Source organism: Micromonospora sp. WMMD998 (assembly GCF_029581235.1).
Lineage (GTDB): Bacteria > Actinomycetota > Actinomycetes > Mycobacteriales > Micromonosporaceae > Micromonospora.
The window spans coordinates 1,544,216-1,557,485 of record NZ_CP120740.1; the positions used below are offsets into that span (position 1 = coordinate 1,544,216).

Consider the following 13,270-nt stretch of genomic DNA (forward strand, 5'->3'; position numbering starts at 1 on the left):
CGGGTGGCCCGGCCGGCGGCACGCCGGCCGGGCCGTGCCCGCTCACGCCGCGAGCTGGTCCACGCGGGAGAGCACCTGGTCGACGAGGCCGTACTCGCGGGCCTCCTCGGCGGTGAACCAGCGGTCCCGGTCCCAGTCGCGCTGGATCTCCTCCAGCGTGTGCCCGCTGTGCTCGGCGATCAGCTCCTGCATGGTGCGCTTCACGTGCAGCATGTTCTCCGCCTGGATGGTGATGTCGGCGGCCGTGCCGCCCATCCCGCCGGACGGCTGGTGCATCATGATCCGCGCGTGCGGCAGCGCGAATCGTTTGCCCGCCGCCCCGGCGCAGAGCAGGAACTGCCCCATCGAGCCGGCCATCCCGAGGGCCAGCGTCGCCACGTCGTTCTTCACGTACCGCATCGTGTCGTAGACGGCCATGCCGGCACTGACCGAGCCGCCCGGCGAGTTGATGTAGAGGAAGATGTCGCGCTCCGGGTCCTCCGCCGCGAGCAGCAGGATCTGCGCGCAGATCTGGTTGGCCGAGTCGTCGGTGACCTCGGTGCCGAGGAAGATGATCCGCTCCTTCAGCAGCCGTTCGAAGACCCGGTCGCCGAAGGCCGGCTGCCCGTCGTCCCGCATCCAGATGCCACCCATGACCGCCACCTCCATAGCGCCGGCGGGCGGGGAACCGCCCGGCGATCCGGCGGTCTCCAGCGTCCGCCGGCCACCCCCGCGCGGCCCAGGCTTTCTGCCCGGGGCAGATCCGCCCTCGGCAGAAGCCGGGCCCGCGTCGACGCTGCCGGCGCGACGGCCGGCAGCGCGCCCGGGCCGGCCTTCGCCCGCCCGGACCGTGAGCGCCGGGGCCGTGAGCCGGTGCTACGCCCGGACGGGCCGCCGTCGGGCCGTCCGGGCCCGTCGCCGGGCGAGTGCCGATGAGGTACGCGGGCGCGGGCGGGCGGCCGGCGTCGGGATCAACCAGATCCGGGTGCCGGTGCCGAGCAGCTCCGGCGTGCCGTGGCCGGGCGGCGTGGGGAACGGGCCCACCGGACGCAGCGCGCCGCCGAGCAGCGGGGTCGGGCGCACCGGGCGGGTGGCGTACGACGGAGCCGGAATGTTGGGGCGGGCCGGATGCGGGCCGGCCGGGCGGCGGGTGACGTGCAGCCGGGGCGGGCCGACCCGCAGTTGCGGGCCACCGCGGGCGGCGGGCACCCGGTCGAGCCGGGCCAGCGGGACGCCGGAGCCGACCGGCGTGGGCCGCTCCCGGCGCAGCTCGTCCCGCGCCTCCTCCAGCAGGTCCGCGAGGTGGATGCCGAGCGCCCGGCAGATCGCGGCCAGCACCTCGGAGGAGGCTTCCTTGCGGCCACGTTCGACCTCGGAGAGATAGGGCAGGGAGACTCCTGCCACCTGCGCCACCTCGCGCAGTGTGCGGCCCTGACGCAGGCGGATCCGCCGCAGCACCGCACCGATCACCCGTCGCAGCAACGACATGCCGGCCTCCTCGCGGTCGCCGTTCGCCGACGCCACCATCATGCCCCGTCCCGGCGACACGGACCGGCCCGGTCGACCCCCGTGGCGCCCCGGCCGGTCGCGGATCGGCGCAGCCGGGTTCCTCCCGCCGGGACGACGAGATCCGCGCCGCTCGTGGAGCGGGACCGGTTCCCCGCCCGCCGGGCCGGCTCTCGGCGTACCCGCTATCTTGAGGGCGTGCAGGCGACGGTGGCGGAGCGGGACCGACGGTGATCCATTTTCCCGCGCAACGGCGGGGGCCGCTGAGCGCGCTGAGCCTGCGCCTGCTCGCCGCTCTCGGGTTGATCCTCGCCACGGTCTTCGTGGTCTGGCTCGACCGCGACGGCTACCGCGACACCAACGGCGACGGGCTCACCCTGCTCGACTGCTTCTACTACGTGGTGGTCTCGCTCTCCACCACCGGGTACGGCGACATCGCCCCGGCCAGCCCCTCGGCGCGCCTGGTGAACGTCCTGTTCGTCACCCCCGCCCGGGTGCTCTTCCTGATCATCCTGGTCGGCACCACCCTGGAAGTCCTGACCGAGCAGTACCGGACCGGCCGTCGCCTGTCGCGGTGGAGGAGAACCGTGAAGGACCACGTCATCATCTGCGGCTACGGCACCAAGGGGCGTAGCGCGGTCTCCGCGCTGCTGGAGAACGGGGCGGACAAGTCCAGGATCGTGGTGGTCGAGCGGAGCGCGGCGGCGCTGCGCCAGGCCACCTCGAACGGGCTGGTGACGATCGAGGGCTCGGCGACCCGCTCCTCCGTGCTGGAGGAGGCGCACGTCCGTACCGCCAAGGCGGTCATCATCGCGACCGACAGCGACGACGCCTCGGTGCTCGTGGCGTTGACCGTCCGGCAGCTCACCGCCGGTCAGGTCCGGATCATCGCGGCGGTGCGGGAGGCGGAGAACGCGCCGCTGCTCAAGCAGAGCGGTGCGCACCACGTGATCGTCTCGTCCGCGACCGCGGGCCGGCTGCTCGGCCTCTCCACCTCGGCTCCGCCGCTCATCGACGTGGTGGAGGATCTGCTCACCCCGGGGCAGGGCATGGCGCTGGCGATGCGTTCGGCCGAGCGGAGCGAGGTGGGACGTTCGCCGCGCGAGCTGGATTCGCTCGTGATCGCGCTGGTCCGCCGGGGCAAGGTGATCACGCTGAGCGACCGCGCCGGCGCGCTGATCGAGACCGGGGACATGTTGGTCCACGTCCGCGACGACCGCCCCCAGGCGACCACCACGGCCTGACCGGGCCGGCGATGAGCTGTTAAGCGGGGCCCCCTGCTCTACCGCAGGCGTTAAGCGGGGCCCCTTCCTTTCACGTCAGCAGGTTTCGGAGCACGGCGGTGCGCAGCCCTGGCTGGCCCGCCTCAGCAGGTCGTAGAGCAGGTTCCGCTCGTCGGGGGTCAGGGCGCTGAGGACGTCGTCCTCCGCGCCGGCGAGCCCGCACTCGGCCTCGCGGAGCCGCGTCGTGCCGGCGGCGGTGAGGCTCACGACGTGCCGGCGGCGGTCTTCCGGGGAGCGGCGTCGCTCGACCAGGCCGGCCGCCTCCAGCTCGTTGAGCAGCCCGACCACGTTCGTGCCGTCGAGCTGCAACGTCGCGGCGAGCCCCTGCTGGCTGATGTCGCCCGAGTCGCGCAGCACGGTGAGGGCGACCAGGTGCCGGACGCGCAGGCCGAGCGGCATCAGCGCCGACTCCGAGCGCAGCCGCATCCGCCGGGCCAGGTGCTGGAGCAGTGGCCCGGAGCGACGCTCCGACTCGTGGGTGGGCCCGGCTGACATGTGACCCAGTCTACGCGGAGCAGGGAACATCCTTCTGCTATAAATAGTTGGCGCTACACAAACGATCTGCGGAGGAGCGGCAATGGCACACCTGTTGCACATCGACTCGAGCATCACCGGGGAGCGGTCGGTCAGCCGCCGCCTCACCGCCCGCGCGGCGGACGCCTGGCGCGCCGCCCACCCGGACGGCACGGTCACCTACCGGGACCTCGGCCGGGACCCGCTGCCGCACCTCGACGCCGCCGGCGGCCTCGCCCGGGCGGTGCCGCCCGACCAGCACACTCCGGAGCAGCGCGAGTCGTGGCGGCTCAGCGAGGAGTTGGTGGCCGAGGTGAAGGCGGCCGACACCGTCCTGCTCGGCCTGCCGCTCTACAACTTCGGGCCGCCGAGCAGCGTGAAGGCGTGGGTCGACCACCTGATCGCGCCCGGTATCGCGCTCGACCCGGCCACCGGGGCCGGGCTGCTCGGTGGTCGCCAGTTCATCGTGTTCGGCACCCGGGGAGGCGGTTACGGCGCGGGCACCCCGCGGGCGGGCTGGGACCACGCCGAGCCCTGGCTCCCGCACGGCGTCTCCATGACCGGCCTGGAGCCGCGCTTCATCTCGGCCGAACTGACCCTCGCCCCGGTCAAGCCCGCCATGGCCGAGCTGATCCCGCTGTACGAGGCGAGCCTCGCCGCCGCCGAGCGGGCCATCGACGAGCTGTGGGTGCCGGCCGCGGCGGTCGCCTGAGCCGCGTCGGCGCCACAGAAGGGCGGGCCGTTCCGAGGGGGAACGGCCCGCCCTTCTCTGCGCGGATCAGCGGTGGCTCAGAGGATCGTCCAGGTGTCGCCGCCGGCGAGCAGCGCCGAGAGCTGCTGCTCCGGGGCCTGGTCGACGCCGGCCCGCGCCGAGGCGACCTGCTCCTGCACCACGCTGTCGTAGGAGGGGCGTCGCACCGAGCGGAACACTCCCATCGGGGTGTTGCGCAGGTCGAGCCCGGGCAGCCGGGACAGCGCGAAGGCGTACGCCGGGTCGGCGACCGTGGCGTCGTGCACGACGATCTCCTCCGCCGGGGTGACTGCGGTCTCCCGGACCTCAAGCCCGAAGCCGCCCGGCGGGTGGACGACGCAGAACTGCCCGTCCGCGCCGAACGTGATCGGCTGTCCGTGCTCCAGCCGGATCAGGAAGTCGTCCCGGGTGGCCGGCTCCTTCAGCGGCTCGAACGCGCCGTCGTTGAAGATGTTGCAGTTCTGGTAGATCTCCACGAACGCGGAGCCCTGGTGCTCGGCGGCGGCCCGCAGCACCGACTGGAGGTGCTTGCGGTCCGAGTCGAGGGTCCGGGCGACGAACGTGGCCTCGGCGCCGAGCGCCAGCGACAGCGGGTTGAACGGCGCGTCCGCCGAGCCGAGCGGCGTCGACTTGGTGATCTTCCCGACCTCCGAGGTCGGTGAGTACTGCCCCTTGGTCAGCCCGTAGATCCGGTTGTTGAACAGCAGGATCTTGAGGTTGACGTTGCGGCGCAGCGCGTGGATCAGGTGGTTGCCGCCGATCGAGAGCGCGTCGCCGTCACCGGTGACCACCCAGACCGACAGGTCCGGCCGGGACACCGACAGACCGGTCGCGATCGCCGGGGCCCGGCCGTGGATCGAGTGCATGCCGTACGTGTTCATGTAGTACGGGAAGCGGGACGAGCAGCCGATGCCCGAGATGAAGACGGTGTTCTCCCGGGGGATGTTCAGCTCCGGCATGAAGCCCTGCACGGCGGCCAGGATGGCGTAGTCACCACAGCCGGGGCACCAGCGCACCTCCTGGTCGGACTTGAAGTCCTTCGCGGTGAGCTTCAGGGCGACGGGCTCAGACATTCTTCAGGACCTCTTCCAGCATCGTCTCCAGCTCGGCGGCGGTGAACGGCAGGCCGCGGACCTGGTTGTAGCCGATCGCGTCGACCAGGTATCGCGCCCGGATCACGTGGGCGAGCTGGCCGAGGTTCATCTCGGGAATGACCACCTTGTCGTAGGCGCGCAGCACCTCGCCGAGGTTGGCCGGCATCGGGGCCAGGTGACGCAGGTGCGCCTGGGCCACCGGGAAACCGCGCTGGCGCAGGCCCCGGCAGGCGGCGCCGATCGGGCCGTACGTCGAGCCCCAACCGAGCACCAGCACCCGGGCGTCGCCGTCCGGATCCTCCACCTCGACGTCCGGCACCGGAATGGTCTCGATCCGGGCCGCCCGGGTCCGCACCATGAAGTCGTGGTTCGTCGGGTCGTACGAGATGTCGCCGGTCTTGTCGGCCTTCTCCAGGCCGCCGATCCGGTGCTCCAGCCCGGGGGTGCCGGGCACCGCCCACGGACGGGCCAGGGTCTGCGGGTCGCGCAGGTAGGGCAGGAACGTGGCGCCGTCCTCGCCGTTGGGGCGGGTGGCGAACTCGACCCGCAGGTCGGGCAGCGACTCCACGTCCGGCAGCAACCACGGCTCGGAGCCGTTCGCCACGTAGTTGTCCGACAGCAGGATGACCGGGGTGCGGTAGGTGAGCGCGATCCGGGCCGCCTCCAGCGCCGCGTGGAAGCAGTCCGACGGGGACTTCGGCGCGATCACCGCGACCGGCGCCTCGCCGTGCCGGCCGTACAGGGCCATGTTCAGGTCGGCCTGCTCGGTCTTCGTGGGCATGCCGGTGGACGGCCCGGCACGCTGCACGTCGACGATGACAAGCGGCAGCTCCAGCGCCACCGCCAGGGAGATCGTCTCGCTCTTCAGGGCCACGCCCGGGCCGCTCGTGGTGGTGATGCCGAGCGAGCCGCCGTACGAGGCGCCGAGCGCCGCGCCGACCGCCGCGATCTCGTCCTCGGCCTGCATGGTGACCACGCCGAACTTCTTGTGCTTGCTCAGCTCGTGCAGGATGTCCGAGGCCGGCGTGATCGGGTACGCCCCGAGGAACACCGGCAGCCCGGAGCGCACCCCGGCGGCCACCAGGCCCAGCGACAGCGCCGCGTTGCCGGTGATGTTGCGGTAGGTGCCGGGCAGCATCCGGGCCGGCTTGACCTCGTACCGGACGGAGAAGTCCTCGGTGGTCTCGCCGAAGTTCCAGCCGGCCCGGAACGCGGCCACGTTCGCCGCCACCAGCTCCGGCCGGGCGGCGAACTTGCGCTCCAGGAACCGCAGCGTCGAGGCGTACGGGCGGGAGTACATCCAGCTCAACAGCCCGAGCGCGAACATGTTCTTGGCCCGCTCGGCATCCTTCTTGGACACGTCGTGCTCGGCCAGCGCGCCGATCGTCATCGAGGTGAGCGCGACCGGGTGCACCGCGTAGCCGGCGAGCGAGTCGTCGTCCAACGGGCTGGTCGCATAGCCGACCTTGGCCAGGTTGCGCCGGGTGAACTCGTCGGTGTTGACGATGATGTCCGCCCCGCGCGGCAGGTCGGCCAGGTTGGCCTTGAGCGCGGCCGGGTTCATCGCCACCAGCACGTTCGGGGCGTCGCCCGGGGTCAGGATGTCGTAGTCGGCGAAGTGCACCTGGAAGCTCGACACGCCGGGCAGCGTGCCGGCGGGGGCGCGGATCTCGGCCGGGAAGTTGGGCAACGTGGAGATGTCGTTGCCCAACTGCGCCGTCTCCGAGGTGAACCGGTCGCCGGTGAGCTGCATGCCGTCGCCGGAGTCACCGGCGAACCGGATGACCACCCGGTCCAGCTGACGGATCTGCTTGGTCACTCCCGCACCTCGCTTCGCTGAGCGCCGTCGCCCACGCCGGCACGGCCCGCTCCGTTTCTCACGTCAGAGCCTACGTCGGACGGTTAGGGCCGCCTTGGTGGAGGTCCGACGTGTGGGACTCGTTTGCGCAGGTGTATGCCCCACTTTGCGGGCTTTAGTACCCCACCCCGTAATCCAACTCACCAAGATTTAGGGGGTGTCAGCGGTCCGTGGTGGGGTCCGCCACGGTGATGTCGCTCCGGCGTCGCAGCGATCGGGTGGCGAGTGTCAGCGCGAACACCACGAGCAGTCCCGACATGACGATCAGGACGATCGCGATCCGGCGCGCCGGCGTGCCGGGTCCGCCGGACCGGCCCGCCGCGGCGAGCACGCCCTCCGACCAGGTCGGGGCGGGCGCGCCGACCGCCGGGGTGGCCCGGGCCGCCGCCGCGCTGATCCGGAAGCTCATCTGCACCTGCCGGTGCGGCCCGCTGCGCGGGTCCAGCCGACCGATCACCGCGCCGGCGAGCGGGGCCGTGCGCTGCGCCTCCGCCGAGGCGGTCAGCGGCAGTCGCAGCGTCGCGGCCCGGCCGGCGGGCAGTGTGCCGAGCCCGCACCGGGTACGGCCCGGGTCCGCCGGAACGCAGCCGCGCACGTCGCCACTCACCGTCACCCCGGCGGGAAGGAGCACCTCCACCCGGCCCGCCGCGTCGACCGAGCCGGTGTTGCCCAGCCGTACGGTGAGTGTGCTCGCGCCGTTGAGGTCGACGTGCACCTCCTCGGTGCGGAGGGAGATGCCGGGCACCGGTGGGCCGGGCGGGAAGAGCACCGCGAAGCCCTCGTCGTCGTACGCCGCGCCGTCGACGCCGGGCGCGACGGCGGTGACCTGGACCGAACCGCTCAGTGGCATGGTCCGCCAGGCGTCGCCGGCGACCCGGACCCGGATGGTGGTGCTGAACCGGGCACCGGGTGAGGCGGTCCACCCGCCGCAGCGGTGGTTGCCGCCGCCGGCGTCGACGCAGCCCGGCGTGCCGGCGTCGGCCAGCCCCGCCGGGAGCGTGTAGCCGAGGCTCACCTCCTCCGCCCGCCCGCCGGTGTTGGCCACCGTCACCCGCAGTGTGGTCACCGTGCTGTCGGCGTTCCAGTAGCCGGGCGTCAGCACCACGTCGTCCGTGCTGACCTGCACGCCGAGCGGTCCACCGGCCGGCTGGGTCCGGGGTGGCGGAGGGGGCTGCACGGGCGGCACGACAGGTGGGCGCGCCGACGCGGTGGAAGTCGGCGCGGTGGTGGCCGGCGCCGACGAGGGCGGCGCGGTGGTCGGCGGCAGCGCCGTGGTGGCGGCCGGCACCGCGGGCGTGGTGGGTGTCGGGGCCTCCTCCGTCGGCGGCGCCGGCGCGGTGGCGGTCGTCGTCGCCTCGGTGGGGGTCGGCTCGCCGCCGGGCTCACCGCCGGGATCGTCGCCCGGGTCGCCGGGCGCGTCCGGGCCGGCCGCCCGGACCACCGTGGCCGGCGACGCGGAGGTGGCCGTGGCCCATCCCGGCGCCACCGTGACGACCGCTGCGGCTGCGGCGACCAGCGCGGGCGCGAACAGCGCGAGGGTGCGGCGGGGTGGGCGGGGGCGGGTCATCTGTCCTCCGGGACGGTGAAGAGGTCTCATTATTCGGTCACAGTTGCTATCCGGCACTAGTCCCGCCAGGAAACGAATTCGTAACGTGTTCGAGACGCCTCGACGGGACCGGTACGCTCCGGTCGTGACCGGATACCTCGGCTCGTACGCCACGCTCGGTCTGCTGCTGCTCGCCGCCGTGCTCTTCTTCGTCACGGCGTTCTCCGCGAACCGGGTGTTACGTCCGGCCTGTCCGGCCGAGCCGTGGGGCAAGCGGGCCTCGTACGAGTGCGGGCTCGACCCGGTCGGCGGCGACTGGGCCCAGATGCAGATCCGCTACTACGTCTACGCCTACCTCTACGTCCTGTTCGCGGTGGAGGCGGTCTTCCTGTTCCCGTGGGCGCTCGTCTTCGACCGTCCCGGATTCGGCGCGACCACGGTGGTGGAGATGGGCGTCTTCGTGGCGATCGTCGCGCTGGGCATCCTCTACGCCTGGCGGCGTGGCGTCCTGCGCTGGACGTGAGACCTAGGCCAGCCCGCGACGGGTCGCCGCCGGCGGCCGGTCACCCCGGATCGACGCCACCATGTCCAGCACCCGCCGGGTCTCGCGGACCTGGTGGGCGCGGAACACCCGGGCGCCGAGCCAGGCCGAGACCGCCGTGGCGGCGAGCGTCCCCTCCAGCCGCTCGGGCACCGGCAGGTCGAGCGTCTCGCCGATGAAGTCCTTGTTCGACAACGCCACCAGCAGCGGCCAGCCGGTGTCGGCCAGCTCGGCCAATCGCCGGGTGATCTCCAAAGAGTGCCGGGTGTTCTTGCCGAAGTCGTGCGCCGGGTCGATCAGGATGCCGTCCCGGCGTACCCCCAGCCCGGCCGCGCGGTCCGCCAGCCCGGTGACCGTGCCGACCACGTCGGCCACCACGTCGTCGAAGGCCGCCCGGTGCGGCCGGGTCCGCGGCGCCAGCCCGCCGGCGTGCGAGCAGACCAGCCCGGCGCCGGTCGCCGCGGCGACCTCGGCCAACGCCGGGTCCGCCCCCGACCAGGTGTCGTTGAGCAGGTCCGCGCCGGCCGCGACCGCCTCCACCGCCACCTCCGCCCGCCAGGTGTCGATCGAGACGACCACCTCCGGGAAGGCGGACCGGACGGCGGCGATGGTGTCCACCGTCCGGCGGATCTCCTCGGCCACGTCGACCTCGTCGCCCGGCCCCGCCTTCACCCCGCCGATGTCGATGATCTCCGCGCCCTCGGTCACCGCCCGCTCGACCGCCCGCAGCGCGGAGTCCCGGGCGAAGGTGGCGCCCCGGTCGAAGAACGAGTCCGGCGTGCGGTTCACGATCGCCATCACCGCCAGCTCACCCGGGGCGAAGGTCCGCCCGCCGAGCCGCAAGCTCCCCGCCATGCCCGCCCCTCCCTCGTGCCCACACCCGGTGACGCTCCGGGATCCTGGTACGAAACTGCCCCTCCGGGGGGACTTTCGTACCAAGATATTCGCGTTTCTCGCCACTTCGTTCCGGACCGGAGGCTCCGGAGGGCTCGCCCGATCCCGGCCCGCATGCCACGATCTCTGCATGGGTCAGGTTCTGCTCCTCTTGGTCGTCGCGCTGACCGTCGCGGCTGTGGTGTTCGGAGTGACGGCGCTGGTTTCCGGACGGGATCCGGGCCTGGTGCCGGCCGAGCCGGACGGGCGGTCGGTGCCGCTGCCGGGCGCGCGCCCGCTCGACGAGTCGGACGTGACCGGGGTCCGGTTCGACACCGCGCTGCGCGGATACCGGATGGCCCAGGTCGACGCGGCGCTTCGGCGCGCCGCCTACGACATCGGCTACAAGTCCGAGCTGATCGGCGTGCTGGAGGCCGAGAACACCGCGCTGCGGGAGGGACGGACCGAGGACGCCGACGCGCTGCGTCAGGCCCGCGAGGAGGCCGCCGCGACGAGCCTCGGAGCCGACCCGTCGGACGGCGATGCGTCCACCGGCCCGGTGGTCATCGACCTGACGGCGCCCGAGTCACCGGCCACCGCCGAGGCGGGCGTGGCGGAGGCGCCGGCCGCCGCCGCGGTAGAGGACACCATCACGCCCGCGACCGGGGCCGCGCCGGAGCCGGCCGGCGAAAGCGTGCGTACGACCGACGCCGACGACCGGGAACGCGGGGCGCTCCGCTCGGAGTCGGCGTGACCGGCACGGAGGGCTCCGCCGGCTTCACCGAGGCGGCCCAGCCGGGTGCCGCCGAGGTCACCGCCACGGTGATCGTCGACGCGCCGGCCGATCGGGTCTTCGCCGCCCTGACGGCCTGGGAACGGCAGTCGGACTGGATCCCGTTCACCACGGTCCGGGTGGTCGAGGGGGACGGCGGCGAGGGGAGCCTGGTCGAGGCGGTCACCGCGCTCGGTCCGGCCGCGCTGCGCGACGAGATGCGTGTGGTCCGGATCGACGCGCCGTACGAGGTCGGTGTGGTCCACTGCGGCAAGCTGCTGCGCGGGCCGGGTGTGCTGCGGTGCACCCCGATGGACCGGGGCCGCACCCAGGTGGTGTGGCACGAGTGGTTCCACCTGCCGGGCGGTGCGGCCGGCCGGGTCGCCTGGCCGCTGCTCTGGCCCGGCTCGAAGGTCAGCCTGACCCAGGCGTTGAAGCGGTTCGCCCGGTTGGTGGAGCAGGGCCGCCTGCCCTGAGCTGGCAATCCAGCCTGTCGGTGCCCTGGCCTACCGTGTACGGCGTGACTGACCTGGTGACCGGCGCCGACGGCCTGCCCCGCTGCGCCTGGGGAGCGAGCACCATCGACTATGCCGTCTATCACGACGAGGAGTGGGGCCGGCCGCTGCGCGGCGACGACGCGCTCTACGAGCGGCTCACGCTTGAGGCGTTCCAGTCCGGCCTGTCCTGGCTGACCATCCTGCGCAAGCGGCAGGCCTTCCGGCTCGCGTTCGACGGGTTCCGGATCGGGAAGGTGGCCGACTACGGCGAGGCGGAGGTGGCGCGGCTGCTGGCCGACGTCGGGATCGTCCGCAACCGGGCCAAGATCGAAGCGGCGATCGCCAACGCCCGCGCCGCGCTGGAGCTGCCCGAGGGCCTCTCCGCGCTGCTCTGGTCGTTCGCGCCCCCGCCCCGGCCGGCGCGCCCCCGGTCCTTCGCCGAGGTGCCGGCGCTCACCCCGGAGTCCACCGCGATGGCCAAGGCGCTCAAGAAGCGGGGCTTCCGCTTCGTCGGCCCGACCACCGCGTACGCGCTGATGCAGGCCACCGGCATGGTCGACGATCACCTCGCCGGCTGTCACTCCGGCGGCGACCGGGCCGGGGTGTGACGACGCGGCGTGATGGGATTGGGGCATGACCGACACCGAGCCGCGGACGAGCGGGACGACCGACGGTGACCCCACGGCGGGCGCCTGGGCGGTGCTGCTGCCCGCCGAGCGCTACCAGGCCGAGCGGCTGGTGCACCACGACGTGCTGGAGCTGACCGGGTTGCCGGGGGCGGGCCGGCCCCGCCCCGGCGACCGGGTGGCGGTGCTCGTCGAGGAGCCGCTGCGCCTGGTGGCGCTCGGCCGGGTCGCCCGGGCCGGCGTCGGGGGCCGGGAGGATCCCGACGACCCGCAGTCCGACGCGACGGGCGGGGCGTTCGTGGTGACGTACACCCGACGGGCGCTCGACGAGCCGGTGGCGGTCGACGGCCCGGCGCCGGACGGGCCGGTGGCCGCGCTCGACCCGGCGCGGTGGCGGGCGTTGGCCGACCGGATCGGCCTGCCGCCGGCCCGGCGCACCTGGCTGGTCAGCCTGGACCTGCCGATCGAGGCGGCGACGCGGGCGGAGGCGGTCCGGATCTTCTGGTCGTACGTGCAGGAGCTGGGGCCACGCGAGCTGCCCGCGTTCGTCTCGCCCTCCGGCGACGAGCTGGCCATGCAGGCGTTCGTGCTCGGCGCCGAGGCCAACCAGGACCCGGAGGAGGACGACTGAGGCGCCTCAGCGGCCCTCGAAGACCGGCTTCCGCTTGTTGACGAAGGCCATCGTGGCGGCCCGGTGGTCGGCGGTGGCACCGCAGATCGCCTGCGCCTGCGCCTCGGCGGCGAGCGCGTCGGCCAGGGTGCCCGCGTCGGCGACGGAGAGCTGGCGCTTGATCGCCCCGTAGGCGACGGTCGGGCCGGCGGCGAGCCGGGCGGCCAGTTCCTGCGCGGACGGGAGCACCTGCTCGTCGTCGTCCACAAGCCGGGTGAGCAGGCCCAGCCGGCAGGCGTCCTCGGCGCCCACCGGCTCGGCGAGCATGAGCAGCTCGACCGCCTTGGCGTGGCCGACGAGGCGGGGCAGCGTCCAGGAGGCGCCGGTGTCGGCGGCGAGCCCGACGCCGGCGAACGCCATCAGGAACCGGGTCTTCGGGCCGCCGATGCGGAAGTCGGCCAGGAACGCCAGTGAGGCGCCCGCGCCGGCGGCCATTCCGCGTACCGCCGCGACCACCGGCTTGGGCAGGTTGGCCAGCCGGGCGGCGATCGGGTTGTAGTGCGCCCGGACGGTGCCGAGCGGGTCGGTGTCCGCCGACTCCAGCGTCTGCACGTGCTCCCGCAGGTCCTGCCCGGCGCTGAACGAGCCGCCCGCGCCGGCCAGCACCACGGCCCGGCAGGAACGGTCGGTCTCCAGCTCGGCCAGGGTGTCCCGGAGGGCCTCCTTGAGCGCCACGTCGAGCGCGTTCATCGCCGTCGGGCGGTTCAGCGTCAGGGTGACGACGGCGTCGGTGCGGTCGACGAGCAGCGGCTCGGTCACGT

At 73.6% G+C, this 13,270-nt stretch carries 15 protein-coding genes; 7 read left to right on the plus strand and 8 right to left on the minus strand.

Going from position 1 to position 13,270, the window contains the following annotated elements:
* Nucleotides 1-42 precede the first annotated feature (42 nt).
* Both O7619_RS07355 and O7619_RS07360 read right to left on the minus strand, forming a co-directional pair.
* A complete protein-coding gene (locus O7619_RS07355) occupies nt 43-633 on the minus strand; it encodes an ATP-dependent Clp protease proteolytic subunit (RefSeq protein ID WP_282286544.1) in 591 nt (196 codons plus the stop codon).
* A gap of 222 nt (nt 634-855) precedes the next feature.
* Nucleotides 856-1,467: a helix-turn-helix transcriptional regulator gene (locus tag O7619_RS07360; RefSeq protein WP_282288712.1), complete on the minus strand. Its 612-nt coding sequence runs from the start codon at nt 1,465-1,467 to the stop codon at nt 856-858.
* Nucleotides 1,468-1,715: 248 nt separating this feature from the next.
* Here O7619_RS07360 and O7619_RS07365 point away from each other — a divergent pair, with 248 nt between their 5' ends.
* Nucleotides 1,716-2,729 (plus strand): potassium channel family protein, encoded by a 1,014-nt coding sequence (locus O7619_RS07365; RefSeq protein WP_282286545.1) that lies wholly within the window; start codon nt 1,716-1,718, stop codon nt 2,727-2,729.
* 75 nt (nt 2,730-2,804) lie between these two features.
* Here the strand turns inward: O7619_RS07365 and O7619_RS07370 are convergent, their stop codons facing one another.
* The gene (locus O7619_RS07370) at nt 2,805-3,263 is read right to left on the minus strand and encodes a MarR family winged helix-turn-helix transcriptional regulator (protein WP_282286546.1); all 459 of its coding nucleotides are present in this window, start codon (nt 3,261-3,263) and stop codon (nt 2,805-2,807) included.
* A gap of 82 nt (nt 3,264-3,345) precedes the next feature.
* On the opposite strand from O7619_RS07370, the gene O7619_RS07375 reads away from it, so the two are divergent.
* Nucleotides 3,346-3,993, plus strand: a complete 648-nt coding sequence (locus O7619_RS07375) for an NAD(P)H-dependent oxidoreductase (RefSeq protein WP_282286547.1) — start codon at nt 3,346-3,348, stop codon at nt 3,991-3,993.
* 77 nt (nt 3,994-4,070) lie between these two features.
* Here O7619_RS07375 and O7619_RS07380 read toward each other — a convergent pair whose 3' ends face one another.
* The 3 genes from O7619_RS07380 to O7619_RS07390 form a co-directional block, all read right to left on the minus strand.
* Entirely contained in the window at nt 4,071-5,105 is a 1,035-nt protein-coding gene (locus O7619_RS07380; protein WP_282286548.1) for a 2-oxoacid:ferredoxin oxidoreductase subunit beta, read from the minus strand.
* Complete coding sequence (locus O7619_RS07385) at nt 5,098-6,945, minus strand: 2-oxoacid:acceptor oxidoreductase subunit alpha (protein ID WP_282286549.1); 1,848 nt, start codon at nt 6,943-6,945, stop codon at nt 5,098-5,100. Before O7619_RS07385 ends, O7619_RS07380 begins: the two co-directional genes overlap by 8 nt.
* Nucleotides 6,946-7,144: 199 nt before the next feature.
* Nucleotides 7,145-8,551, minus strand: a complete 1,407-nt coding sequence (locus O7619_RS07390) for a hypothetical protein (RefSeq protein WP_282286550.1) — start codon at nt 8,549-8,551, stop codon at nt 7,145-7,147.
* A 124-nt stretch (nt 8,552-8,675) separates the two neighbouring features.
* Between O7619_RS07390 and O7619_RS07395 the strand changes: the two genes are divergently transcribed.
* On the plus strand, nt 8,676-9,053 hold the full coding sequence (locus O7619_RS07395) for an NADH-quinone oxidoreductase subunit A (RefSeq protein WP_282286551.1): 378 nt from the start codon (nt 8,676-8,678) through the stop codon (nt 9,051-9,053).
* 3 nt (nt 9,054-9,056) lie between these two features.
* Here O7619_RS07395 and folP read toward each other — a convergent pair whose 3' ends face one another.
* A complete protein-coding gene (gene folP, locus O7619_RS07400) occupies nt 9,057-9,926 on the minus strand; it encodes a dihydropteroate synthase (protein ID WP_282286552.1) in 870 nt (289 codons plus the stop codon).
* A 169-nt stretch (nt 9,927-10,095) separates the two neighbouring features.
* On the opposite strand from folP, the gene O7619_RS07405 reads away from it, so the two are divergent.
* Genes O7619_RS07405 through O7619_RS07420 form a run of 4 tightly spaced genes read left to right on the plus strand, consistent with a single transcriptional unit; the run spans nt 10,096 to nt 12,470 of the window.
* Nucleotides 10,096-10,698 (plus strand): DivIVA domain-containing protein, encoded by a 603-nt coding sequence (locus O7619_RS07405; protein ID WP_282286553.1) that lies wholly within the window; start codon nt 10,096-10,098, stop codon nt 10,696-10,698.
* Nucleotides 10,695-11,192: an SRPBCC family protein gene (locus O7619_RS07410; RefSeq protein WP_282286554.1), complete on the plus strand. Its 498-nt coding sequence runs from the start codon at nt 10,695-10,697 to the stop codon at nt 11,190-11,192. The genes O7619_RS07405 and O7619_RS07410 overlap by 4 nt, the downstream gene beginning before the upstream one ends.
* Nucleotides 11,193-11,236: 44 nt before the next feature.
* A complete protein-coding gene (locus tag O7619_RS07415; RefSeq protein ID WP_282286555.1) occupies nt 11,237-11,821 on the plus strand; it encodes a DNA-3-methyladenine glycosylase I in 585 nt (194 codons plus the stop codon).
* A 25-nt stretch (nt 11,822-11,846) separates the two neighbouring features.
* A complete protein-coding gene (locus O7619_RS07420; protein WP_282286557.1) occupies nt 11,847-12,470 on the plus strand; it encodes a hypothetical protein in 624 nt (207 codons plus the stop codon).
* 6 nt (nt 12,471-12,476) lie between these two features.
* Here O7619_RS07420 and O7619_RS07425 read toward each other — a convergent pair whose 3' ends face one another.
* Entirely contained in the window at nt 12,477-13,268 is a 792-nt protein-coding gene (locus tag O7619_RS07425; RefSeq protein ID WP_282286559.1) for an enoyl-CoA hydratase-related protein, read from the minus strand.
* Nucleotides 13,269-13,270 lie beyond the last annotated feature (2 nt).

Bases quoted from the DNA above. Each gene is read 5' to 3' on its own strand.
- O7619_RS07355 (WP_282286544.1), bottom strand. From the start codon at position 633: ATGGGTGGCATCTGGATGCGGGACGACGGGCAGCCGGCCTTCGGCGAC.
- O7619_RS07360 (WP_282288712.1), bottom strand. From the start codon at position 1,467: ATGTCGTTGCTGCGACGGGTGATCGGTGCGGTGCTGCGGCGGATCCGC.
- O7619_RS07370 (WP_282286546.1), bottom strand. From the start codon at position 3,263: ATGTCAGCCGGGCCCACCCACGAGTCGGAGCGTCGCTCCGGGCCACTG.
- O7619_RS07375 (WP_282286547.1), top strand. From the start codon at position 3,346: ATGGCACACCTGTTGCACATCGACTCGAGCATCACCGGGGAGCGGTCG.
- O7619_RS07380 (WP_282286548.1), bottom strand. From the start codon at position 5,105: ATGTCTGAGCCCGTCGCCCTGAAGCTCACCGCGAAGGACTTCAAGTCC.
- O7619_RS07390 (WP_282286550.1), bottom strand. From the start codon at position 8,551: ATGACCCGCCCCCGCCCACCCCGCCGCACCCTCGCGCTGTTCGCGCCC.
- folP (WP_282286552.1), bottom strand. From the start codon at position 9,926: ATGGCGGGGAGCTTGCGGCTCGGCGGGCGGACCTTCGCCCCGGGTGAG.
- O7619_RS07405 (WP_282286553.1), top strand. From the start codon at position 10,096: ATGGGTCAGGTTCTGCTCCTCTTGGTCGTCGCGCTGACCGTCGCGGCT.
- O7619_RS07420 (WP_282286557.1), top strand. From the start codon at position 11,847: ATGACCGACACCGAGCCGCGGACGAGCGGGACGACCGACGGTGACCCC.